Source organism: Pseudomonas sp. I8001 (assembly GCF_013385345.1).
Classification (GTDB): domain Bacteria; phylum Pseudomonadota; class Gammaproteobacteria; order Pseudomonadales; family Pseudomonadaceae; genus Aquipseudomonas.
Window position 1 is genome coordinate 183,266 of sequence record NZ_JACAQC010000059.1, and the last position, 20,776, is coordinate 204,041.

20 protein-coding genes are annotated in these 20,776 nt (G+C 62.7%); 8 read left to right on the forward strand and 12 right to left on the reverse strand.

Annotated elements, in window-relative coordinates:
• Positions 1 to 3 precede the first annotated feature (3 nt).
• A complete protein-coding gene (locus HX839_RS29675; RefSeq protein WP_177068120.1) occupies positions 4 to 558 on the reverse strand; it encodes a YceI family protein in 555 nt (184 codons plus the stop codon).
• A 118-nt stretch (positions 559 to 676) separates the two neighbouring features.
• Here HX839_RS29675 and HX839_RS29680 point away from each other — a divergent pair, with 118 nt between their 5' ends.
• Both HX839_RS29680 and yghX read left to right on the forward strand, forming a co-directional pair.
• The gene (locus HX839_RS29680; RefSeq protein WP_087695007.1) at positions 677 to 1,171 is read left to right on the forward strand and encodes a PaaI family thioesterase; all 495 of its coding nucleotides are present in this window, start codon (positions 677 to 679) and stop codon (positions 1,169 to 1,171) included.
• A gap of 44 nt (positions 1,172 to 1,215) precedes the next feature.
• A complete protein-coding gene (yghX, locus tag HX839_RS29685; protein ID WP_177068121.1) occupies positions 1,216 to 2,103 on the forward strand; it encodes a YghX family hydrolase in 888 nt (295 codons plus the stop codon).
• Between the two features lie 140 nt (positions 2,104 to 2,243).
• On the opposite strand, the gene HX839_RS29690 is transcribed toward yghX, so the two are convergent.
• The gene (locus HX839_RS29690) at positions 2,244 to 3,428 is read right to left on the reverse strand and encodes a DUF2252 family protein (RefSeq protein WP_177068122.1); all 1,185 of its coding nucleotides are present in this window, start codon (positions 3,426 to 3,428) and stop codon (positions 2,244 to 2,246) included.
• 224 nt (positions 3,429 to 3,652) lie between these two features.
• Between HX839_RS29690 and HX839_RS29695 the strand changes: the two genes are divergently transcribed.
• The 3 genes from HX839_RS29695 (at position 3,653) to HX839_RS29705 (ending at position 7,062) form a co-directional block, all read left to right on the forward strand.
• The gene (locus tag HX839_RS29695) at positions 3,653 to 4,915 is read left to right on the forward strand and encodes an aspartate aminotransferase family protein (RefSeq protein WP_087695004.1); all 1,263 of its coding nucleotides are present in this window, start codon (positions 3,653 to 3,655) and stop codon (positions 4,913 to 4,915) included.
• Complete coding sequence (locus HX839_RS29700; protein ID WP_003215072.1) at positions 4,912 to 6,414, forward strand: APC family permease; 1,503 nt, start codon at positions 4,912 to 4,914, stop codon at positions 6,412 to 6,414. The genes HX839_RS29695 and HX839_RS29700 overlap by 4 nt, the downstream gene beginning before the upstream one ends.
• 72 nt (positions 6,415 to 6,486) lie before the next feature.
• The gene (locus tag HX839_RS29705) at positions 6,487 to 7,062 is read left to right on the forward strand and encodes a DUF1349 domain-containing protein (RefSeq protein ID WP_003215071.1); all 576 of its coding nucleotides are present in this window, start codon (positions 6,487 to 6,489) and stop codon (positions 7,060 to 7,062) included.
• Here HX839_RS29705 and HX839_RS29710 read toward each other — a convergent pair whose 3' ends face one another.
• Positions 7,063 to 7,956, reverse strand: a complete 894-nt coding sequence (locus HX839_RS29710; protein ID WP_003215068.1) for a LysR family transcriptional regulator — start codon at positions 7,954 to 7,956, stop codon at positions 7,063 to 7,065.
• A 191-nt stretch (positions 7,957 to 8,147) separates the two neighbouring features.
• Complete coding sequence (locus HX839_RS29715; RefSeq protein ID WP_003215066.1) at positions 8,148 to 9,023, reverse strand: LysR family transcriptional regulator; 876 nt, start codon at positions 9,021 to 9,023, stop codon at positions 8,148 to 8,150.
• Between the two features lie 133 nt (positions 9,024 to 9,156).
• On the opposite strand from HX839_RS29715, the gene ampC reads away from it, so the two are divergent.
• Positions 9,157 to 10,311 carry a class C beta-lactamase gene (gene ampC, locus HX839_RS29720; RefSeq protein ID WP_177068123.1) on the forward strand — a complete coding sequence of 385 codons (1,155 nt, stop codon included), beginning with the start codon at positions 9,157 to 9,159 and terminating at the stop codon, positions 10,309 to 10,311.
• Positions 10,312 to 10,385: 74 nt separating this feature from the next.
• Here the strand turns inward: ampC and dctM are convergent, their stop codons facing one another.
• From dctM to HX839_RS29760, 8 genes are all read right to left on the reverse strand, one after another.
• Complete coding sequence (gene dctM / locus HX839_RS29725) at positions 10,386 to 11,666, reverse strand: C4-dicarboxylate TRAP transporter large permease protein DctM (protein WP_003215062.1); 1,281 nt, start codon at positions 11,664 to 11,666, stop codon at positions 10,386 to 10,388.
• A complete protein-coding gene (locus tag HX839_RS29730; RefSeq protein ID WP_003215060.1) occupies positions 11,666 to 12,298 on the reverse strand; it encodes a TRAP transporter small permease in 633 nt (210 codons plus the stop codon). The genes dctM and HX839_RS29730 overlap by 1 nt, the downstream gene beginning before the upstream one ends.
• 175 nt (positions 12,299 to 12,473) lie before the next feature.
• Positions 12,474 to 13,457 (reverse strand): C4-dicarboxylate TRAP substrate-binding protein DctP, encoded by a 984-nt coding sequence (gene dctP, locus HX839_RS29735; RefSeq protein ID WP_003215057.1) that lies wholly within the window; start codon positions 13,455 to 13,457, stop codon positions 12,474 to 12,476.
• 222 nt (positions 13,458 to 13,679) lie between these two features.
• Positions 13,680 to 14,495 carry a CoA ester lyase gene (locus tag HX839_RS29740; protein ID WP_003215055.1) on the reverse strand — a complete coding sequence of 272 codons (816 nt, stop codon included), beginning with the start codon at positions 14,493 to 14,495 and terminating at the stop codon, positions 13,680 to 13,682.
• A 14-nt stretch (positions 14,496 to 14,509) separates the two neighbouring features.
• Positions 14,510 to 15,706 carry a CaiB/BaiF CoA-transferase family protein gene (locus tag HX839_RS29745; RefSeq protein WP_087694990.1) on the reverse strand — a complete coding sequence of 399 codons (1,197 nt, stop codon included), beginning with the start codon at positions 15,704 to 15,706 and terminating at the stop codon, positions 14,510 to 14,512.
• 9 nt (positions 15,707 to 15,715) lie between these two features.
• Entirely contained in the window at positions 15,716 to 17,065 is a 1,350-nt protein-coding gene (locus tag HX839_RS29750; protein WP_177068124.1) for an MmgE/PrpD family protein, read from the reverse strand.
• A gap of 10 nt (positions 17,066 to 17,075) precedes the next feature.
• Positions 17,076 to 18,239, reverse strand: coding sequence for an acyl-CoA dehydrogenase family protein (locus HX839_RS29755; RefSeq protein WP_087694986.1), 1,164 nt, complete (start codon positions 18,237 to 18,239; stop codon positions 17,076 to 17,078).
• A 31-nt stretch (positions 18,240 to 18,270) separates the two neighbouring features.
• Entirely contained in the window at positions 18,271 to 19,089 is an 819-nt protein-coding gene (locus HX839_RS29760; protein ID WP_177068125.1) for a MaoC family dehydratase N-terminal domain-containing protein, read from the reverse strand.
• A gap of 202 nt (positions 19,090 to 19,291) precedes the next feature.
• Here HX839_RS29760 and HX839_RS29765 point away from each other — a divergent pair, with 202 nt between their 5' ends.
• A complete protein-coding gene (locus tag HX839_RS29765; protein ID WP_003215044.1) occupies positions 19,292 to 20,203 on the forward strand; it encodes a LysR family transcriptional regulator in 912 nt (303 codons plus the stop codon).
• Between the two features lie 34 nt (positions 20,204 to 20,237).
• Positions 20,238 to 20,723, forward strand: a complete 486-nt coding sequence (locus tag HX839_RS29770; protein ID WP_177009473.1) for a GFA family protein — start codon at positions 20,238 to 20,240, stop codon at positions 20,721 to 20,723.
• Positions 20,724 to 20,776 lie beyond the last annotated feature (53 nt).

The window sequence follows — 20,776 nt, forward strand, 5'->3', positions numbered from 1 at the left end:
CCATCAGCGCTCAGGCGCAACCATCTTGAACTTGATGACAATCGCATTGGACACCACGCTGTCCGCCCACTCCCCCGCGCCGATCCTGAAGTCATCGCGCCTGAGCACGAATTCGCCGTCGAACACGCCAATGCCGCTCTGCTCCTTGAGGGCCACCTTGACCTCCACCGGCCGGGTCTGGCCCTTGAGGGTCAGGTTGCCGCTGAACAGGTAACGGTTGTCGCCCAGGTCAGTGATGTGGGTCGAGGTGAAGGTGCCCACCGGGTAGGTCGTCATGTCGAACCAGCCGGGCTTGGGCAGCTCGGTGTTGGCGTCGTCGCTGCCGGCATTGATGCTCGGCAGCTGGATGGTCAGTACGGTGCTCGCGGCAGCCGGGTTTTGCGTGTCGAAATTCAGGGTCGCCGAATAGGTGCCAAACGTGCCGTACACCTCTTGGCCCATCTGGTCATAGGTGAAGCTGATGGTGCTGGCCGTCGGATTCACGTCGGTGTATTCCACGGCGTACGCGTTAGACAAGGTGGCGAAGGCAAGGAAGACCGCTGGCAATCGAGATTTCATGGGATTCTCAACCGGGAATGAACACGCTGTGCACTGCTAACAGCGTAGGCGCTGGATTTATTCACGCGCCTGGCATTAGGCTCGTGCCTCGACGGAACCCAAACAACAAGGAGCCACGATGCCCGCGCTTTCCCTGCAAGACACCACCGCCCCCGAAGGCGTCTGTTATGGCTGCGGCAGCAGCAACCCCCACGGGCTGCACATCAAGAGCCGCTGGGACGCCGACGGCATCCACGTGATCGCCGAGCACCAGCCCGACGCCCGATACAGCGGCTGGCCAGACCTGGTCTATGGCGGTCTGATCGCGATGCTGGTGGACTGCCACTCGAACTGGACCGCCATGGCCTACCACTACCGGGCCGAGCAACGCGAACCCGGCAGCCTGCCGCGTATCGACTGCGTCACCGGCAACCTGGGAATCAAATTCATCAAGCCGACACCCATGGGCGTGCCGCTGACCTTGCGCGCGAAAGTTGAAGGTGACGTGGGGCGCAAAAGCCGCGTGGTGTGCGAGGTGTACGCCGATGGCGTGCTGACGGCGATTGGCGATTCGGTCTTCGTGCGGGTCGACACCGGGCAACTGGCCGCCGCGGCCCATGGCCGGGAAGCCTGATACTGGTCTACATTCAGTCCCACCGCTAATCGAGGACGCTACCGATGACTCGTCTGACCGCCAAAGACTTCGCCCCTGAACTGCTGGAGCTTTACGACGGCTACGCCCACGGCAAGATCAACCGCCGGGAATTTCTCGACCGCGCAGCACTGTTCACCTTCGGCGGGCTGACGGCCTCCGCCCTGCTCGCCGCCCTGAGCCCCAACTACGCCCTGGCCGAGCAGGTGAAATTCACCGACCCGGATATCGTCGCCGACTACATCACCTACCCGTCACCCAAGGGCAACGGCACGGTGCGCGGCTACCTGGTGCGCCCGGCCAAGGCCAGCGGCAAGGTGCCGGCGGTGGTGGTGGTGCATGAGAACCGGGGGTTGAACCCGTATATCGAAGACGTCGCCCGTCGGTTGGCCAAGGCCGGATTCATTGCCCTGGCGCCGGATGGCCTGACCTCGGTGGGCGGCTATCCCGGCAACGATGAGAAAGGCGTGGAGTTGCAACAGAAAGTCGATCCCGAGAAGCTGATGAACGACTTTTTCGCGGCCATCGAATGGTTGATGCACCACGATGCAAGCACCGGCAAGGTGGGCATTACCGGGTTCTGTTATGGCGGCGGCGTGACGAATGCGGCGGCCGTGGCTTATCCGGAGCTGGGTGCGGCGGTGTCGTTTTATGGGCGCCAGCCGGAAGCCAAGGATGTGCCACGGATCAAGGCACCGATCATGTTGCATTACGGTGAGCTGGATACGCGGATCAATGAGGGCTGGCCGGCGTATGAGAAAGCGTTGAAGGCGGCCGGCACGACCTATGAGGCGTTTATCTACAAGGGCGCCAACCACGGCTTCCACAATGATTCGACGCCGAGGTATGACGAGGCGGCGGCGAATCTGGCGTGGGAGCGGACGTTGGGCTGGTTCAAGAACTACCTGGTGTAACCCGCCCTCCAAAACACCACCCAACTCATGTGGGAGCGGGCTTGCTCGCGAAAGCGGTGTGTCAGTCAGCAGATGTTTGACTGATCCACCGCTTTCGCGAGCAAGCCCGCTCCCACAGGGGACTTTCAGCTTTCTTGAGCTCAGTGCTCCAGCGCATACCGCCGGCAATGATTCAAATACCCTTCCTCATGGCTCCCCACCAACTGCACCACACTGGTCCACAGCCACGAAGGCGCATCCAGTTGCCTGGAGCGGCTCTCTTGCAACAGCGCCATCCAGTCCTTGCGCGTATCCCGGTCCATCTGCCGCGCATGGGCTACGCCGACCACCCGCGCCAGGTACCCGGCCGCGTGCATCGCATCAATCTCGCTCAGCTCATCCAGTTCCAGCTTCATGTCCTGGGGCAGCAGTTCGCGGATGAAAAACCCGTGATCCAGAAACCGCGTGGCCAACATTCGCTCCCCCAACGCCGGTGACAGGTGCCGCGCGCCCTCCACCACCCGCCGGCCGTTATCCCGAGGCATTTTTGCCCGGGCCGCACGCGGCGCCGCAGCGCCTACCGCTTCCTTGATGTCGAGCAGGCAGTATTCCTGATCAGACTTGTCCCCTACTCCCAGCAACACCGCATAACGCAGCAATCCAAGGGAGCTGCAACCCTTGACCCAATAAGCCGAGTCCAGCAGCTCAACCTCGGCGTCGTTGGAGCGGCCTTTGAGCGAAGTCACCAGCCGGTGGATTTCATCCGACGCGCACAACGTTTCAAGGGCGGACTTTTCTGCCCGCGACAACGACCAGAAATGCTTGCCCAATGGAATCGTCGGCCGGGTGTTTTCAATACGTTCGCGAGCCAGATTCTTCCAGGTGCGCTCCACTGCACTGCGCATCCCGGACTTGACCTGGGACGGGCGCGGCGGTGCCTCGTCGGGCTTGTCCTTAAACGCCTGCGCGTAGCCCACCATCATCTCTTCAAGCATGCGGGCGGTGGTCACCCCCGGCAGGTCCGAACCCCGCGCAGCGGTGGCCAGGGACAAGGCCAGGCGCACCAGGTCATGGGCCGGATTACCGATCACCGCCTGGTCAAGGTCACGGATATGCATGTCGATCCGGCCCTTGGTATCGCCCGTGGGCCCAAGGTTACCGGCGTGGCAGTCGCCGCAGATCCAGATCTCCGGTCCGTGGGGCAAGCGCCGGCCGCGCTGGCTGTGCAGCCACTCGTAAAACTGAACCGTACTGCCCCGCACATAGGCGTGGGCGGAGCGCGCCATCTTCAGGTTGCGCAGTTGCGTGAGGTGGGGCATTCGCGAAGAGGGACGCGGAATTTTCATAGAAGTACTCGTCGTGGAGATACGGTAGAGGCTGGCCCGCGACAAATGTTTCATTTTGTTTCAGAGGATTCTATTGATAAGCCACGCCAATCAATCCCACTGCAATCGGTCTTTCTATTCCTCCCGTCCCCGGGACTAGCATCGGGACAACTCGATGCAGCGAGTCACAACCCTAACTGCACACATCCCCAAACACTGCCGCCCTAACAAAAGAGATAACGCAGATGAATGAAGTGATGAACACCGCACCCGCCAAGATCAACCTGGTCAAGGCCCGAGGCTCGCTGGTATGGGACGATCAGGGCAAGGAATACATCGACTGTACCGCCCAGGCCTGGTCGAACAATTTGGGGGCCAATGACCCCCGGGTGGTGGAAGCCGCCGTTGCGCAATTGCGCGAAATGACTCACATCCGCCCCAACTTTGGCTCACCGGCCCACACCCGGCTGGTGAAGAAGCTGCGGGAAGTCTCCCCGGGCGCCCTCAACCAGATGGGCTTTGCCCTGCATGGCAGCCTCGCCGGTGAAATGGCGATGAAACTGGCTTTCAAGAACCGCCCCGGCGCACAGAACCTGCTGGTGCTGCAGGACGGCTACCACGGCCGCTCCCTGGCCACCCTCGGCGCCAGTTGGCCGCACCCGAACAATCCGTTCCTGGCGATCCAGCCACGTTTCACCCGCGTCCCCCACCCCAACCCGTACCGCACGCGCCTGGGCATGGACCCGGAAACCGAGTCGCAGCTGTGCCTTGGCCTGCTGGAAGAAACCATCCTCAAGGGCGTCGACGGTGGCGTGGCAGCAGTGATGATGGAACCGATCCAGGGCAATGGCGGGCATATCGAGTTCCCCCGCTCCTACTACAAAGGCGTGCGCGAGATCTGCGACCGCCTCGGCGTGCTGCTGATTTTTGATGAAGTGCAGACCGGTTTCGGGCGCATGGGCACGATGTTCGCTGCGGACTATTACGACGTGCTGCCCGACATCATCGTGTTCGGCAAAGGCGTCGGCGGCGGCTTCCCGCTGGCCGGGATCCTCGCCGATGACAAGCTCAAGTGGTTCGACGAAGGTGAAGAAGCCCTGACCTTCGGCCACTTCCCGGTCTCGCTGGCCGCCGGCTACGCCACGGTGGAAGCGATCGTCGCCGACAACCTCTGCGAAAAAGCCCGCGACTCCGGCGACTACATCACCGCACGCCTCAAGGACATGCAAACCCGCCACCCGCTGATCGGCGACGTGCGCTGCCCCGGGCTGATGGCGTCCATCGAGCTGGTCAAGGACCGCACCACCAAGGAACCGGCCTGCCGCGAATCCCAGGAGGTGTATCGCCTTGGGGTGGAGCGCGGCGTATTGTTTGGCGAAAGCCGCTACGCCGGGCTGGGTAACCTGATCAAGGTCAAGCCTCCGCTGGATATCGAACGCCCGTTGCTGGCCAAGGCCCTCGATGTGCTGGACGAGGTGATCGGCATCATCGAGGAGCAACGGCCATGAGCACATTCGTTGAAAACACCGTGACCGCCCCGCCGAATGCCCAGGCCCCGCTGTCCAGCGACGACGCCGACCTGGCCAGCCTCGGCTACGAGCAAAAGATGCACCGCACCATGAGTTCGTTCACCTCGTTTGCCCTGGCCTTTTCCATGGTCTCGATCAACACCGGGGTGGTCACGCTGTTCGCCGACCCGTTCAACCGCGTCGGCGGTATCGGCATCCTTTTGTGGCTGCTGGTGATCCCGCTGGTGTGCTGCATCGTCATGGTCTACTGCCACCTGGCCGGGCGCATTCCGCTTACCGGCTACGCCTACCAATGGTCCAGCCGGTTGGCGGGCAATCACTTCGGCTGGTTTACCGGCTGGGTCGCGTTCACCTCGTTTGTCGCCGGTACAGCCGCCACCTCGGCGGCCATCGGCACGGTGTTCGCGCCGGAGATCTGGGCCAACCCGACACAGGGCCAGATCCAGGGCCTGAGCATCGGTGCCACGCTGGTGGTAGGCCTGCTGAACATCTGCGGGATTCGCCTGGCCACGCGGATCAACGACATCGGCGCGATCATCGAAATCATCGGCACGGTGCTGTTGGCGGTTGCGTTGTTCTTCGGGGTGTTTTTCTTCTTCGAGCACACCCAGGGCGTGGCGATCCTGACCTCGGCACAACCGGTGAGCGGCGGCACCCTCAGCTTCACCACCCTCGCCCTCGCCACCTTGCTGCCGGTCTCGGTGCTGCTGGGCTGGGAGGGCGCCGCCGACCTGTCCGAGGAAACCAAGGACCCACGCCGCGCCGCGCCCCGGGCGATGATTCGTGCGGTGCTGGTGTCCAGTGTATTGGGCTTCGTGGTGTTCGCCTTGCTGAGCATTGCGATCCCGGGGTCGGTCAGCGAGCTGCTCAGCCACAGCGAAAACCCGGTGATCAATATCGTGCGCCTGCAACTGGGCAACGCCGCCGGCGTGGGCATGATCGTGATCGCCTTCGCCTCGATCCTCGCCTGCCTCATCGCCAACATGGCGGTGGCCACGCGCATGACCTTCGCCCTGTCCCGGGACAACATGCTGCCGGGCTCCAAGGTGCTGGCGAAGATCAACCCGCACTTCGGTACGCCGGTCGCCGCCATCGTGCTGATCACCGCCATCGCCGTGCTGCTGAACCTGGCGAGCGGCGGGTTTGTCACGGCGATCTACTCGATGGTCGGCCTGACCTACTACTGCACCTACCTGCTGACGCTGATTGCCGCGTACCTGGCCTATAAAAATGGCCGGATGCCGGGGGCGCCTGCGGGTGTGTTCAGCCTGGGCAAGTGGTTGTTGCCGATGATCGTCCTCGGCGGCCTGTGGGCCATCGCGGTGATCCTGACCCTGAGCGTGCCCGAAGAAAGCCACACCGGCGCCATCACCACCGGGGTTACACTCGGGGTCGGCGTGCTGTGGTGGTTGTTTTCGCTGCGCACGCGCCTTAACAATGGCACCGCCGGGCCGAGCGGCAAATTGCTCGACCACTAGCCGCTGATTGCAGCCAAACAACAAAACCCCGGGCGCCGGGGTTTTGTCTTGTCACCTTCAAGGAGCTTCTCGATGTTTGAACAGGCCAGTTGGCTCAATCAACCCCAGCAATGGAGCCAAGAAGGCGAGCGCCTCAAGGTGCGCACTGATGCCAGCACCGATTTCTGGCGCGAAACCCACTATGGTTTTGTGCGCGACAACGGGCATTTCCTGTTTGTTGAAACCGACGGTGACTTCACCGCCCAGGTCAAGATCCACAGCGCGTTTACCCACCTGTATGACCAGGCCGGGTTGATGGTGCGGGTGGATGAAGCGCATTGGGTGAAGATCGGTGCAGAGCTGTCCGACGGTGTGACGCTGTTGAGCAGCGTATTGACCGATGGCGTGTCGGACTGGGCCACCGGTGTGTTCCCGGGTGATCCCGAGGCGTTCTGGATTCGCGCCACCGTGGCCAAGGGCGTGCTGCGCGTGCAGGTGTCGGTGGATGGTGTGAGCTGGCCATTGGTGCGCCTGGCGCCGTTCCCCGTGGCTGCGTCGTATCGGGTGGGACCTTATTGCTGCACGCCGGAACGTGGCGGACTGGAGGTGGAGTTTTCCGAGCTTCAGGTAAGTGCGCCCAACGGCAAATCCCTGCACGACCTGTCCTGACTAACCCCGGCTGCTCGCCACTTCCATCGCCAACTCGGCAAAGTTGCGCGCCGCCACACTCGGTTGTGGCGGCAAGGCGACCGCCACTTCACACATCGGCATATCGCTGATCACCGGGAAGGCCAGGCCGGGCCGTGCATAAAAACGTGCGGTGGACAGCGCGGTGATACTGATCCCGCGCTCCGACGCCACCGCCTGCAACTCGGTCTCCACCGTCGAAGCTTCATGGACGATCCGCGCCGGCTGGCCATCGCGGTACGCGTCGGCGGTCCAGAAACTGCGCCACACGCCCACTCCCGGTGCAGCAATGATCGGCTCATCCAGCACATCGTAGATGCTCACGCTGCTCTCCCCGGCCAACCGGTGGCTGGACGCCAGGCACGCCACGCAGGGTTCGGTCACCAGGGTGTGCAACTCGATGTCCGGCAGGCCCAGTGGCGGGCGCAGCACCGACACGTCCATGCCCTCGTCGATCCCGGCATGGGGCGAGCCGAAGTCATACTCGCGCACCACCAGTTCGATCTCCGGGTAGCGCTTGGCGAACACGCTGAGGATTTGCGGCATCAAGTCCACACCCGCGCCGATCAGGAAGCCGATATTCAATGAGCCGCGTACGCCGCGTGCATGTTCGTGGGCGGTGCGTACCAGGCGGCTTACGCCATTGACGATTTCCCGCGCCTCTACCAGCAAGGCCAGGCCGGCTTCGGTCAGTGCTACGTTGCGGGTGTTGCGTTGGAACAGTTGTACGTCCAGCAGCGCCTCAAACTGGCGGATGGTCTGGGACAGCGCCGGTTGCGAGACATGCAGACGGGTCGCGGCGCGCACGAAGCTGAGCTCCTCGGCCACCACCACGAAGGCCTTGAGTTGACGGATGTCTACGCCGGAAGTTTGCATTGCAGCCTCTTATGATCAATGGGCAGACCGAGTGGGAGAATAACCTGTGGCGAGGGAGCTTGCTCCCGCTGGGTTGCACAGCGACCCTGAAACCATCCGCCACGTTCTTGCTGAACTAACACCGCCGCTTCTTTGGGGCCGCTTCGCGGCCCAGCGGGAGCAAGCTCCCTCGCCACAGTGTCGACCCAACCTCAATGCATGGCCACTTCACGCAACCACGTCTTGAACGCCAGCATCGCCGGCGTCTCGGCCCGTGACTGCAAGCGCGTCAGCCAATAACTGCCGGTGGTGATGCCGATCTCGAACGGCTGGCGAATCACGTCCGTCGCCAACTGCCGGCTGAACATCATCGCCGGCGCGAGGGCCACCCCCGCCCCTTGCAGCGCCGCCTCCATCATCGCCAGGGACGAGTCGAAAACGATACTGCGCGGCACCAGCGTATCGGCAGGCAAGCCCGCGGCCTGGAACCATTGCGTCCACTCATCCGCACGATATGAGCGCAGCAGCGTGTGCTTCAACAGGTCCGCCGGAGTCTGCAATTGCCGAGCAAGTTGCGGCACGCACAGCACCGTCAGCGGCGCCTCCAGCAATTGGCACGCCTCGGTGCCGTGCCACGCGCCGGAACCAAACCGGATTGCGTAATCCAGGCCTTCGGCCGCCACATCGACGCGGTTGTTGTTGGTGGACAGGCGCAAGTCGATAAACGGGTAGCGCGCCTGGAAATCCGCAAGCCGCGGCAACAGCCAGCCCACCGCAAAGGTGCCCACCGCGCCTACCGTCAATACTTCGCGGTAATGCCCACCTTCAAACTGGCCTAAGGTTTGAGCTATCCGGTCGAAGGATTCGCGCAACACCGGCAGCAGGGTCTCGCCCTCGCTGGTGAGCATCAGGCCCCGGGGCAGGCGTTTGAACAGCGTGACATTGAGCTGCGCCTCCAGGCTTTTCACCTGGTGACTGACCGCCGCCTGGGTGACGCACAGTTCAATCGCCGCCCGGGTAAAACTCAAATGCCGCGCAGACGCCTCGAAGGCTCGCAGCGCGTTGAGTGGCAAATGGGAACGGAGCATGGCTTGACCCTAATTTTTCTAATGGCTGTTGCGAGATATCATCGTTTGCCGCGGGATCACAAACTGCCTAGATTTGCGGCGCCTGCGCAGGCAACGGTATTCACCCGATCACCTTCATGGAAGTCACGTCATCATGTACACATCCCTTTTTCCAACCGTGCGCAACACCGCGATATTCGCCTTATTGCTCGGCGCAGGCAACTGCATGGCGGCTACCGACATGCGCCAGGTCGTGGACAGTACTGTCCAGCCCCTGATGCAGCAACAGGACATCGCCGGCCTGTCGGTGGCGATCGTACAGAACGGCAAGGCGCAATACTTTAACTACGGCGTTGCCAGCAAGGAGAGCAAGCAGCCCGTCACCGAAAACACCCTGTTTGAAATCGGCTCGGTGAGCAAGACCTTCACCGCCACCCTCGCCGGCTATGCCCTGGCCAACGGCAAGCTGAAGCTATCGGACCCGGCCAGCCAATACCTGCCGGCATTGCGCGGCGCCACGTTTGACCACATCAGCCTGCTCAACCTCGGCACCTACACCGCAGGTGGCTTGCCCCTGCAATTCCCCGATGAGTCCGATAACGCCGGCAAGATGATCAGCTACTACCAGCACTGGAAACCGGACTTCGCTCCCGGCACCCAACGCCTGTATTCCAACCCGAGCATCGGCCTGTTCGGCCACCTGGCAGCGCAAAGCCTGGGCCAGCCGTTTGACCGGTTGATGGCGCAGACCCTGCTGCCGAAACTCGGCCTCAAGCACACCTTTATCAGCGTACCCAAGTCACAAATGAACCTGTACGCCCAGGGTTACGACAAGGCCGGCAAACCGGTGCGCGTCGGGCCTGGCGCCCTGGACGCCGAGGCCTACGGCATCAAGACCAGCACCTCGGACCTGATTCAGTACGTTGAAGTGAACATGCACCCGGCGAAGCTGGAGAAGCCGCTGCAACAGGCGATTGCCGCAACCCACACCGGCTACTACACGGTGGATGGCATGACCCAGGGCCTCGGCTGGGAGATGTACCCCTACCCAATCACGCTGGATGCATTGACGGAAGGCAACTCGGCGCAAATGGCCTTTCAGCCCCACAAGGTCAACTGGCTGACACCAACGCAAGCGCCCCATGCCGACACGCTGGTGAACAAGACTGGCGCCACCGGTGGTTTTGGCGCCTACGTGGCGTACGTGCCGAGCAAAGGCCTGGGGGTGGTGATCCTGGCGAACAAGAACTACCCGAATGCCGAACGGGTGAAAGTGGCCCATGCGATCTTGAGTGCGATGGATAAATAAATCCCTGCACACCTCAAATGTGGGAGCGGGCAAGCCCGCTCCCACATTGTTTTGTGGCGTGATTCAAGTTGGGTTTACATCCCCAGCCAATGCGGCAAGGCCAGCGATATGAACGGCAGGTAAGTCACCATGATCAGGAACACCAGCAGGATCATCAGCCACGGCAACGCCGCGCGGATGGTCTGCCCCAGCGTCAGCCCTGTCACTGCCGAGGTCACAAACAGGTTCAACCCCACCGGCGGATGCACCAGGCCAATCTCCATGTTGACCACCATCACAATTCCCAGGTGAATCGGGTCGATCCCCAGCTTCATCGCAATCGGGAAAAAGATCGGCGCCAGGATCAGCACGATCGCCGACGGCTCCATAAAGCTGCCCGCCACCAGCAACACCACGTTGACCATGATCAGGAAACCAATCGGCGTCAGGCCCTCGGAGATCACCCACGCGGTGATTTCCTGGGGAATCTGCTCCGTGGTCAGCACGTGAGCGAAGAGCATGGCGTTGGCGATGATAAACATCAGCATGATCGCCAGGCGCCCGGACTCCAGCAGCACCTTGGGGCAATCCCTGATCTTCATGTCCTTGTAGATGAACAGCGCGACAAACGCCGAGTACACCGCCGCCACCGCCGCCGCTTCGGTCGGGGTGAACATGCCGCTGTAGATCCCGCCCAGGATGATCACCAGCAGCAACAGGCCCCAGAATGCCCGGCGGGCGCAGGTCAGCCACTCGCGAAAGGTCGCCCGTGGCTGGGCCGGCAGTTTCTTGATGCGCGCGACGATGTAGATCGCGACCATCAACATCAAGCCCAGCAGCAGGCCCGGAATCACCCCGGCCATGAACAGCTTGCCCACCGAGGTTTCCGTGGCGGCCGAGTACACCACCATCACGATCGACGGCGGAATCAGGATGCCCAGGGTACCGGCGTTGCAGATGATCCCGGCGCCGAATTCCTTCGGGTAGCCCGAGCGCACCATGCCCGCCACGGCAATCGAACCTACCGCCGCCACTGTCGCGGGCGAGGAGCCCGACAGTGCGGCAAACAGCATGCATGCCAGCACCGCCGCAATCGCCAGCCCGCCGCGGATATGCCCGACGCAGGCGTTGGCAAAGTCGATCAGCCGCTGCGCCACGCCACCGGTGGTCATGAACGCACCCGACAACAGGAAGAACGGAATCGCCAGGAAGGTATAGGCGTCCGAGGTTTCAAACAGCTTGATTGCCAGGGAACTCACCGAGTCCGGGCTGAACATCAGGATCGACACCGCGCCCGACAACCCCAGGGAAATCGCGATGGGCACACCGAGGAACATGAACACGAACAGCAGCAAAAACAGACACAGAACGGCCATCAGTGACGCTCCTCATGGCTGCCGGCCAACTTGCTGGCTTCACCGGCTTCGTCGGCCAGGCCCAGCCCGGTTTGGCGGTGGGTGAAGATGCGGTAGAAAATTTCCAGGTAGCGGATGAACACCAGGGCAAAGCCGATGGGCACGATCACCACGATGTCGTCGACGTCGATGCCGAACTTGTCGAGGTCTTCGGCGCCGATGTGCGCGGTGGTGACCGCACTCAGCCATTTGTAGCTGGCAACCATGAACAACCCGGCGTAGGCCAGGCAGCACAGGCAAGCCAGCATGCCCAGCAGGCGCTGCACCCGGCGCGGCGTCAGCTTGACCAGCGCGTCCACGCCCAAGTGGCCGGCGGTGCGTACGCCGTAGGAGATGCCAAAGAAAATCAACCAACCGAACATGGCCTTGGTCAGCGCCACGCTCCAGGTCATGTCCTGGGCCCAGCCCATGGTGTGGTCACCCAGGGCATTGAAGAAACCGCTGCTCCACGCCCACTTGTCGGCAAGGGCAAAGAACAGGGTGTAGATGTTGTTGAGCATGACGTAGACAAAAGTCACCAGGGTCATGGCGGCCAGCAGGATGGCGATAAAGCCTTCCTCCAGGTGCTCCCAGACGCGCCTTAGCGTTTGCATGGCAAAACCTCGCGAAGCGGAGATAGGTGTGTGCAAGGCTTGGAGGCGGGAACCGGATCAACATGTGGGAGCGGGCTTGCTCGCGAATGCAGTCTTTCAGTTGATGCATTCGGTGACTGATACACCGCATTCGCGAGCAAGCCCGCTCCCACATTTGATCTCGGTGCCCTCCAAATTACTGGTTCGACGCGTCGGCCGCCTTGATCAGGTCAGCGCCGATTTCACCTTCGAACTTCTGCCACACCGGGCGCATGGCTTCGCGCCAGAGTTGGCGTTGCTCGGGCGTCAGTTCGATGATTTCGCTGGTCTTGGCGTCGATGATCTTCTGCTTGGCCGACTGGTTCAGCGCCTCGGCCTGCTTGTTCACCTCGACGGTGACTTCAACCATGACCTGGTCCAGGGTGGTGCGCACATCCGGCGGCAGGCCGTTCCAGAACTTGGCGTTGGTGATCACCATGTAGTCGATCAGGCCATGGTTGGATTCGGTGAAGTACTTCTGCACTTCGTTGACCTTCTGGCTTTCATAGTTCGACCAGGTGTTCTCGGTGCCATTGACGGTGCCGGTCTGCAAGCCCTGGTACACCTCGGCAAAACTCATCTTGCGCGGGTTGGCGCGGATCGCCTTGAACTGCTCCTCCAGGACGCTGGAGGCCTGCACGCGGAACTTCAGGCCACGGGCATCCTTGGGCTCACGCAATGCCTTGTTCGCCGACAGTTGCTTGAGGCCGTTGTGCCAATAGGCCAGGCCTAGGATGTTCTTGTCTTGCATCGAGGTCAGCAACGCCTTGCCCTGGGCCGCCTGGAAACGGTCGACCGCCGCCAGGTCGTTGAACAGGAACGGCAGGTCGTAGATCTGTACTTGCTTGGTGTACTGCTCAAACTTGGCCAGGGACGGCGCCAGCATCTGCACGTCGCCCAGCAGCAGCGCTTCCATTTCCTTGCCGTCGCCGAACAGCGAGGAGTTGGGGTACACCTCGACTTTCACCCGGCCGGGCAGGCGTTCTTCAGCGAGCTTCTTGAACAGCAGGGCGCCCTGGCCTTTGGGGGTGTTTTCCGCGACGACGTGGGCGAACTTGATCACGATGGGGTCGGCCGCCTGGGCCAGGCCCGCGGCAAACAAGGTGGCGGCGCAGAACAGCGCCCGAGAAAGCTTGAGCATGGAAAATCACCTTCTTATTGTTGTGTTATAGGGCAAGGTGCCTGATGTCACGCGTATAGAGAATTTCGAATTTTAGATACCTGCGTTCGGCGTGGACGAACGCCGATTTTGCAAACGACAGAGATCCAATGTGGGAGCTGGCTTGCTCGCGAAAGCGGTGTGCCAGTCACCGGATGCACTGGCTGACCCGCCGCTTTCGCGAGCAAGCCCGCTCCCACATTTCTACGGTTGCGCGGCTAATAATCGTTGGGCCCGCAGCAACACCGGTGCATCCACCATCTGCCCGTCCAGCTGATACGCCCCGGCCCCATGGGCACCGGCATCCACCACCCGTTTGGCCCAGGCCAGATCCTCGGCACTGGGGGCCAACGCCTGGTGAATCACCGCCACCTGCTTGGGATGGATACACAGCGCGCCGGCAAAGCCCATTTCATAGGCATGCCGAATCGAACGGCGCAGGCCTTCGGGGTCGTCGATGGCCGGGTGCACGCCGTCCAGCGGCGCCACCAGCCCGGCGGCGCGGGAATGCACGATCAAGGCAAGGCGGGCCTGGTCCAGGGCAAATTGCGCGGCCGGGGAGCCGCTGCTCAGGTTCAAGTCCAGCGCCAGGTCCAGGCCACCAAACGACAGGCGCTCCACCAGCGGCGCATGGGCGATTTCCGCCACCGCCAGCAAACCCCGCGCACTCTCGATAATCGGCCAGATAGCCTTGCCCGTTGCAGCCACCACGGCCACCTGGGCCGCACTTTCAACCTTGGGCAGCAACACCCCCGCGACCCCGGCGTGGGCCTGACAGAACGCCACATCGGCAAAATGCTCGGGATGCTCCGGCGCGTTGATCCGCACCCACACCCGCGCCGCCGGCGTCGCCTGCAAAAACACCCCGAGGTTGTCCCGGGCCTGACGCTTGAGCGGCTCTTCCACCGCGTCTTCAAAATCCACAATCACCGCATCGGCGCCACTGGCCAGGGCCTTGGCAAAACGTTCCGGTCGGCTGCCCGGTACAAACAGCGCAGAGCGCACAAGAGAGGTTGGCATCGTTCGATTCCTTGTCAGATAACGCCGCGGATACGCAGGCCGTCGATGGCTTCAGCGGAGTAACCCAGCTGGTCGAGAATCCCCTGGCTGTGCTGCCCCAGCCCCGGCACCGCATCCATCCGCGGGGTGAACGCGGCATTGCGTGCCGGTGGCAGCAACGACGGCAACTTGCCCGCCGGGCTGTCGACTTCACGCCAACTGTCCCGGGCCTTGAGCTGCGGGTGGTCCCACACGCCTTGCATGTCGTTGACTCGTGCACTGGCGATTTGCGCGTCTTCCAGGCGCTGGATCACGCCCTCGGCGCTCATCTGCGCAAAACGGTCGACGATGATCTGGCGCAGCACGTCGCGGTTTTCCGAACGCTTGAAGTTGGCCGAGAAACGCTCGTCGGTGGCCAATTCCGGGGTGAGCAGCACCTTGTCGCAGAACGCCGCCCATTCCCGCTCATTCTGCAACCCGAGCATCACCGTGCCGCCGTCGCCGGTGGGAAACGGCCCGTAGGGGTAGATCGTCGAATGCGCCGCACCCGCGCGCGGTGGCTGGGGCGCGCCGTCGAACGCGTAATACATCGGGTAGCCCATCCACTCCACCAGGCTTTCCAGCATGCTGACGTCGATGCGACTGCCCTGCCCGGTCTTGCCCCGCAGCAGCAGCGCCGAGAGGATGCCGCTGTAGGCGTACATCCCGGCGGAGATATCGGCGATGGAGCAGCCGGCCTTGGCCATCTGGTCTTCACCCGGGCCACCGGTGACCGAGAGAAAGCCGCCTTCGCTCTGGATCAGCAGGTCGTAGGCCTTTTTCTTTTCATACGGGCCACCCTCGCCATAGCCGGAGATGTCGCAGACGATCAGCCGCGGGAAGCGCTCATGCAGCGCCTCGAATGACAAACCCATGCGCGCGGCCGCGCCCGGTGCGAGGTTCTGCACCAGCACATCGGCATCGGCCAGCAGGGTTTCCAGGATGTCCCCCGCATCGTCGTGCTTGAGGTCCAGGGTCAGGCTTTCCTTGGAACGGTTGGTCCACACGAAATGCGAGGCCAGGCCGCGCACGCGCTCGTCATAGCCCCGGGCAAAGTCGCCAGCGCCGGGACGTTCGATCTTGATCACCCGCGCGCCCAGGTCGGCCAACTGGCGGGTGCAGAACGGTGCGGCAATCGCGTGTTCCAGGCTGACAACGGTGATGCCGTCCAGCGGTCGTTGATTAGCGGTCATGACAGTTCCTTAAAGCCAGTGAGCCAGGGACGCGGCGTTGCGCAGGTCCCAGACTTTTTCGATCAGCCCGGTGGTTTGCGCGGGTGTGCGGGCACCGCTGAATTGGGTCAGGCGCTGGAACTTGTCGGCCAGCTCCGAGCGGTTCAGGGTGTTGCCCGGGTCGCCCTTGGGTTCGTCGATGGCGCCGTGCAGGGTGCGACCATCGGCGGTGGTCACGATGACCCGGCCCAGCCAGCGCTGCGGATAGGCACCGTCGACTTCGGCGTCGAGGGTCATGGAGACCTTGTCGCGAAACGCCGCCACGTCCCCGTCGCTCAGCGCCAGCTCGTGAAACTCGGTCAGCCCGGCCTTGCCATGCACGGCAATCAACCCCAGCACGGAGCCCATGGAAAACTTGGCCTGGTGCACGGTCTGCGGCAGCGTCACCCGGCCCAACACGTCGATGGCGCCCTGGTGAACGCGAGTTTCCACATGGGCGATCTGCTCATGGCCCAGCCCTTCGCGCTGCATCAGATCCAGCAGCGCATCGGCGGCCGGATGGGTATGCCGGCATGAAGCATGGAACTTGAACGACGTTTCCAGCAGCGCCCAGCGACTGCCGAGGCGATCGGACAATTTGCCTGGGTCGGCGTCGGTGGACATACCCGCCGCCATCCCCTGATCACCTTCCAGAATATTGCGCGCACCGGTCAGCCCGTCCGCCGTCAGATACGCCGCCAGCAAACCATCGGCAGCGGCCTTGGCAGTGTGCAGTTGCTTGGAGTCGGCGGCATCCCGCAGGAACTCCCACAGCCCGGCCGCCTGAGTGCCGGCACTGCCCAGCAGGTTGATGAATTGCTCTTGGTTGAAGTCGAGCAATTTGCCCACGGCCACCGCCGCTGCGAGGGTGCCGACGGTGGCCGTGGTGTGGAAGATCCGGTAATGGGAACGGCCCATGAACTCACCGATGCGAATCCCGGCTTCGTAGCCGGCCACCGAGGCCAGCAGCAGCTCGCGACCGGACTTGCCGAGGTCTTGCGCCGCCGCCAATGCCGCCGGAAACACCACGGTCGCCGGGTGCAATACCGAGCTGTTGTGCAGGTCATCCTGCTCCACCAGGTGCGACGACGCGCCATTCACCAGCGCGGCGAAATAAGCACTGCTGCTGCCGCCGTTGACGATGATCTGCGCCGGGCCATCAGCCGGGCCCATCCTGCGGGCATAACGTTCGAACAACGGGATCGGATGCGCGCCCTTGCTGGCCAGCGCCGAGGCGAGCCAGTCGAGGAACAGGTCTTCGGTGCGGGCGAGTACGGCGTCCGGCAATTGTGCGTAATTCAACTCGGCGAGGAACCGACACAGCGCTTGGGTATGGCTCATGGTCGGGCCCTCAGAAGCTGCGTGGCAGTTCGAGCAGATGCTCGGCCACGTAGGACAGGATCAGGTTGGTGGAGATCGGCGCAACCTGATACAGGCGTGTTTCGCGGAACTTGCGCTCCACGTCGTATTCGCAGGCAAACCCGAAGCCGCCGTGGGTTTGCAGGCAGGCGTTGGCCGCCTCCCAGGAAGCCTTGGCCGCGAGGTACTTGGCCATATTCGCGCTGGCCCCGGCATTGGCGCCGCTGTCGTATTCCTCACAGGCACGCCAGCGCATCAAGTCGGCCGCTTCGATCTCGATATGGGCTTCGGCAATCGGGAACTGCACGCCCTGGTTCTGTCCGATGGGCCGACCAAATACCACGCGGTCGCGGGCATAGGCGCTGGCTTTCTCGATAAACCAGCGGCCGTCGCCGATGCACTCGGCGGCAATCAGGGTGCGTTCGGCGTTGAGGCCGTCGAGGATGTAGCGAAAGCCCTTGCCCTCCTCGCCAATCAGGCTGTCCAGCGGCAACTCCAGGTTGTCGAAGAACAGTTCGTTGGTCTCGTGGTTGACCATGTTGGCGATGGGCTGCACGGTCAGGCCGTTGCCGATGGCTTCCCGCAAGTCCACGAGGAAGATCGACATGCCTTCGGATTTTTTCTTCACCTCGGCCAACGGCGTGGTGCGGGCCAGCAGGATCATCAGGTCGGAATGCTGCACCCGCGAGATCCAGACTTTCTGGCCATTGATCACGTACTTGTCGCCGCGCTTGACTGCGGTGGTCTTGATTTTGGTGGTGTCGGTGCCGGTGGTGGGCTCGGTCACGGCCATCGACTGCAGGCGCAATTCGCCGCTGGCGAGCTTGGGCAGGTAGAAGCTTTTCTGTGCTTCGCTGCCGTGACGCAGCAAGGTGAACATGTTGTACATCTGGCCGTGGACGGTGCCGGAGTTGCCGCCGCAGCGGTTCACTTCCTCCAGTATCACCGAGGCTTCCGCCAGCCCCAGGCCGGAGCCGCCGTAGGCTTCCGGGATCATTGCCGACAGCCAGCCGGCGTCGGTCAGGGCCTTGACGAAGGCTTCCGGGAAACCTTTTTCTTCATCGACCTTGCGCCAGTAGGCAGCGTCGAATTCGGCGCAGAGTGCGCGCACGCCTTCGCGGATGGCATTCAGTTCTTCGTTGTCATTCGGGTTCATTAACGGCTCTCCGCCTGTTGTTCTTGGAGGTTTATTCGAAATGCAGTTCGGCGCGCTGGGCCAGGCCGTCGGCGTTGCCCGCCCACAGTTCCGCGACGCCCGGCGCGGTGACGTGCCCGCCCACTTCAAAGGCTTGCGGGGCAATCAACGGACGCACGCCGCGATACGAGAAACGGCGCAACGTGGCCGCGGGATTGGCGCGGCAAAATGCGCGCAGGCTCAAGGTGGCGATCAGCGGCCCGTGCACCACCAGCCCCGGATAACCTTCGGTGCCGGTGACATAGGGGTAGTCGTAGTGAATGCGGTGGCCGTTGAAGGTCACGGCGCTGTAGCGGAACAACAGGGTTGGCGTCGGGTCGACCGCTTCGCGCCAGGCGCCTTCGGGGAGCGCGTCACCACTGCCCTGCTTGGGCGGTGTGGGTTCGCGGTAGACGATGTCCTGTTCTTCGCGCAGGGCCAGGCGGCCGTCCTGGGAATAGTCGTGGCGCACGGTGACGAACAACAACGAGCCGGTGCGACCGGTTTTTTCTTCCACCCGGGTGATGGTCGAAACGCGGGTGGCGGCCTCACCGGCACGCAATGCATGGAAGAACTCGATGCGCCCGCCGGCCCACATGCGGTTGCGATTATCGGCCGGCGGCAGGAAGCCGCCACGGGCCGGATGACCGTCACCGCCCAGGGCGGATTCGGGCAGCGGGTCCTGGAAAAAGCACCATTGCCACAAGGGCGGAACCGGCTCGCCATCTGCCGGTGCCGCTTCGCCAAAGGTGGCGGCGATGCGTTTGAGCAGGTTGTGGCTCAAGTGGTCGTGGGCTGTTTCGCTACGGCCGATCCAGTCTGTGGCGCTCATCAGGTGCATGTCCTCGGGCAGGGAATCTGAACCGGATCATGCTGGGCCCTGGCCGTTCTGAGAATTTGCATTTCAATAAAGCAGCGTTCGGCTATGCTGAACGCCATCGCCCATAAAAAGATCTCAAGAACCCGGATGATCAATGTGGGAGCTGGCTTGCCTGCTCCCACATGGGTTCTTCGTCGCTGCCCCGGAGCCTTGCATGCACTTTGATCTGGCTGACTTACGCCTGTTTATCCATATCGCCGAATCCCCCAGCCTGACCCAGGGCGCCAAGCGCGCGTTCCTTTCGCCGGCCGCCGCCAGTGCGCGGATCAAGGCCCTGGAAGGCCAGCTCGACACCCGCCTGTTGTACCGCGACAGCCGTGGCGTGGAGATCACCCCGGCGGGCGAACGGCTGCTGCACCATGCGCGGCTGATCATGCGCCAGGTGGATTACCTGAAAAGCGAGTTCACCCAATACGGCATCGACTCGGCCGGGCATATCCGCATTTTTGCCAACACCACCGCCGTGACCGAGTTTCTCCCGGAGGTGCTGGCCGGCTTCCTGTCCCAGCGCCCCGGCGTGACGGTGGACCTGCAGGAGCGGCTGTCGCGGGATATCGTGCGGGGCGTGCTGGATGGCACCAGCGACATGGGGATTATTGCCGGGCCTGTGGAAGCGTCGGGTTTGCAGGTGCTGCACTTCAGCACCGACCACCTGGTGCTGACGGTACCGGAGGGGCATCCACTGGCGGGCCTGCCTTCGGTGACGCTGGAGCAAACCCTGGCTTATCAGCATATCGGCTTGCATGACGGCAGCACGTTGCTGAGTTTCCTGCGTGAGCATGTGGAGCGGCTGGGCAAGCACTTGTCGTTGCGCATTCAAATGTCGAGCTTCGAGGCGATCTGCCGGATGGTTGAGGCGGGCGTGGGGATCGGCATCATTCCCGAGTCGGCCGCCGTGCGGCACAGCCGGACCATGCAACTGGTGACGGTGAAGCTGGATGAAGTTTGGGCAGTGCGCGAGCGCAGTATTCTGGTGCGGGAACTGGAGGCGTTGCCGGGGACGATTCGGGCGTTGATCGCGACCTTGATGCCCGAGATGGAACCGCCCCGGCTGCCGGGCGCCTAAGCTAACGTTGCCCTTTTGCGAAGGAGATCTGGTCATGCAGCTTGAAGGTTCCTGCCATTGCGGCGCGGTTTCGTTCAGTCTTGAGAGTGCGCACCCCTACCCTTATCAGCGGTGTTATTGCTCGATTTGTCGCAAGACCCAGGGGGGTGGCGGGTATGCGATCAACCTTGGGGGGGATGCCAGGAGCCTCAAGGTGCGGGGGCGCAAGTTGATTTCGATTTATCACGCGCGGATGAAAGGGCCGGGGGATAGCCGGGCGCATGCGAGTACGGCTGAGCGGCATTTTTGTTCGCAGTGTGGGTCGGGGTTGTGGTTGTTCAGTCCGCAGTGGCCGGAGTTGATTCATCCGTTTGCTTCGGCGATTGATACGCCGTTGCCGGTGCCGCCGGAGCATACGCATTTGATGCTGGGGTCGAAGGCGCCGTGGGTTGAGGTGAGTGTTCGCGCGGGGGACCTGGAGTTTGAGGAGTATCCAGAGGAGTCGATTGCCGAGTGGCATGAGCGGTTGGGGCTCGGCTGATGGGTGTATATCCGTTATTTAGGTAAAGGCCGCCTATGGTTCCGCTCTTACAG

Excerpts from the sequence above, each read along its gene's own strand:
- HX839_RS29675 (WP_177068120.1), bottom strand. The coding sequence starts at position 558 with ATGAAATCTCGATTGCCAGCGGTCTTCCTTGCCTTCGCCACCTTGTCT.
- HX839_RS29680 (WP_087695007.1), top strand. The coding sequence starts at position 677 with ATGCCCGCGCTTTCCCTGCAAGACACCACCGCCCCCGAAGGCGTCTGT.
- yghX (WP_177068121.1), top strand. The coding sequence starts at position 1,216 with ATGACTCGTCTGACCGCCAAAGACTTCGCCCCTGAACTGCTGGAGCTT.
- HX839_RS29690 (WP_177068122.1), bottom strand. The coding sequence starts at position 3,428 with ATGAAAATTCCGCGTCCCTCTTCGCGAATGCCCCACCTCACGCAACTG.
- HX839_RS29695 (WP_087695004.1), top strand. The coding sequence starts at position 3,653 with ATGAATGAAGTGATGAACACCGCACCCGCCAAGATCAACCTGGTCAAG.
- HX839_RS29700 (WP_003215072.1), top strand. The coding sequence starts at position 4,912 with ATGAGCACATTCGTTGAAAACACCGTGACCGCCCCGCCGAATGCCCAG.
- HX839_RS29705 (WP_003215071.1), top strand. The coding sequence starts at position 6,487 with ATGTTTGAACAGGCCAGTTGGCTCAATCAACCCCAGCAATGGAGCCAA.
- HX839_RS29710 (WP_003215068.1), bottom strand. The coding sequence starts at position 7,956 with ATGCAAACTTCCGGCGTAGACATCCGTCAACTCAAGGCCTTCGTGGTG.
- HX839_RS29715 (WP_003215066.1), bottom strand. The coding sequence starts at position 9,023 with ATGCTCCGTTCCCATTTGCCACTCAACGCGCTGCGAGCCTTCGAGGCG.
- ampC (WP_177068123.1), top strand. The coding sequence starts at position 9,157 with ATGTACACATCCCTTTTTCCAACCGTGCGCAACACCGCGATATTCGCC.
- dctM (WP_003215062.1), bottom strand. The coding sequence starts at position 11,666 with ATGGCCGTTCTGTGTCTGTTTTTGCTGCTGTTCGTGTTCATGTTCCTC.
- HX839_RS29730 (WP_003215060.1), bottom strand. The coding sequence starts at position 12,298 with ATGCAAACGCTAAGGCGCGTCTGGGAGCACCTGGAGGAAGGCTTTATC.
- dctP (WP_003215057.1), bottom strand. The coding sequence starts at position 13,457 with ATGCTCAAGCTTTCTCGGGCGCTGTTCTGCGCCGCCACCTTGTTTGCC.
- HX839_RS29740 (WP_003215055.1), bottom strand. The coding sequence starts at position 14,495 with ATGCCAACCTCTCTTGTGCGCTCTGCGCTGTTTGTACCGGGCAGCCGA.
- HX839_RS29745 (WP_087694990.1), bottom strand. The coding sequence starts at position 15,706 with ATGACCGCTAATCAACGACCGCTGGACGGCATCACCGTTGTCAGCCTG.
- HX839_RS29750 (WP_177068124.1), bottom strand. The coding sequence starts at position 17,065 with ATGAGCCATACCCAAGCGCTGTGTCGGTTCCTCGCCGAGTTGAATTAC.
- HX839_RS29755 (WP_087694986.1), bottom strand. The coding sequence starts at position 18,239 with ATGAACCCGAATGACAACGAAGAACTGAATGCCATCCGCGAAGGCGTG.
- HX839_RS29760 (WP_177068125.1), bottom strand. The coding sequence starts at position 19,089 with ATGAGCGCCACAGACTGGATCGGCCGTAGCGAAACAGCCCACGACCAC.
- HX839_RS29765 (WP_003215044.1), top strand. The coding sequence starts at position 19,292 with ATGCACTTTGATCTGGCTGACTTACGCCTGTTTATCCATATCGCCGAA.
- HX839_RS29770 (WP_177009473.1), top strand. The coding sequence starts at position 20,238 with ATGCAGCTTGAAGGTTCCTGCCATTGCGGCGCGGTTTCGTTCAGTCTT.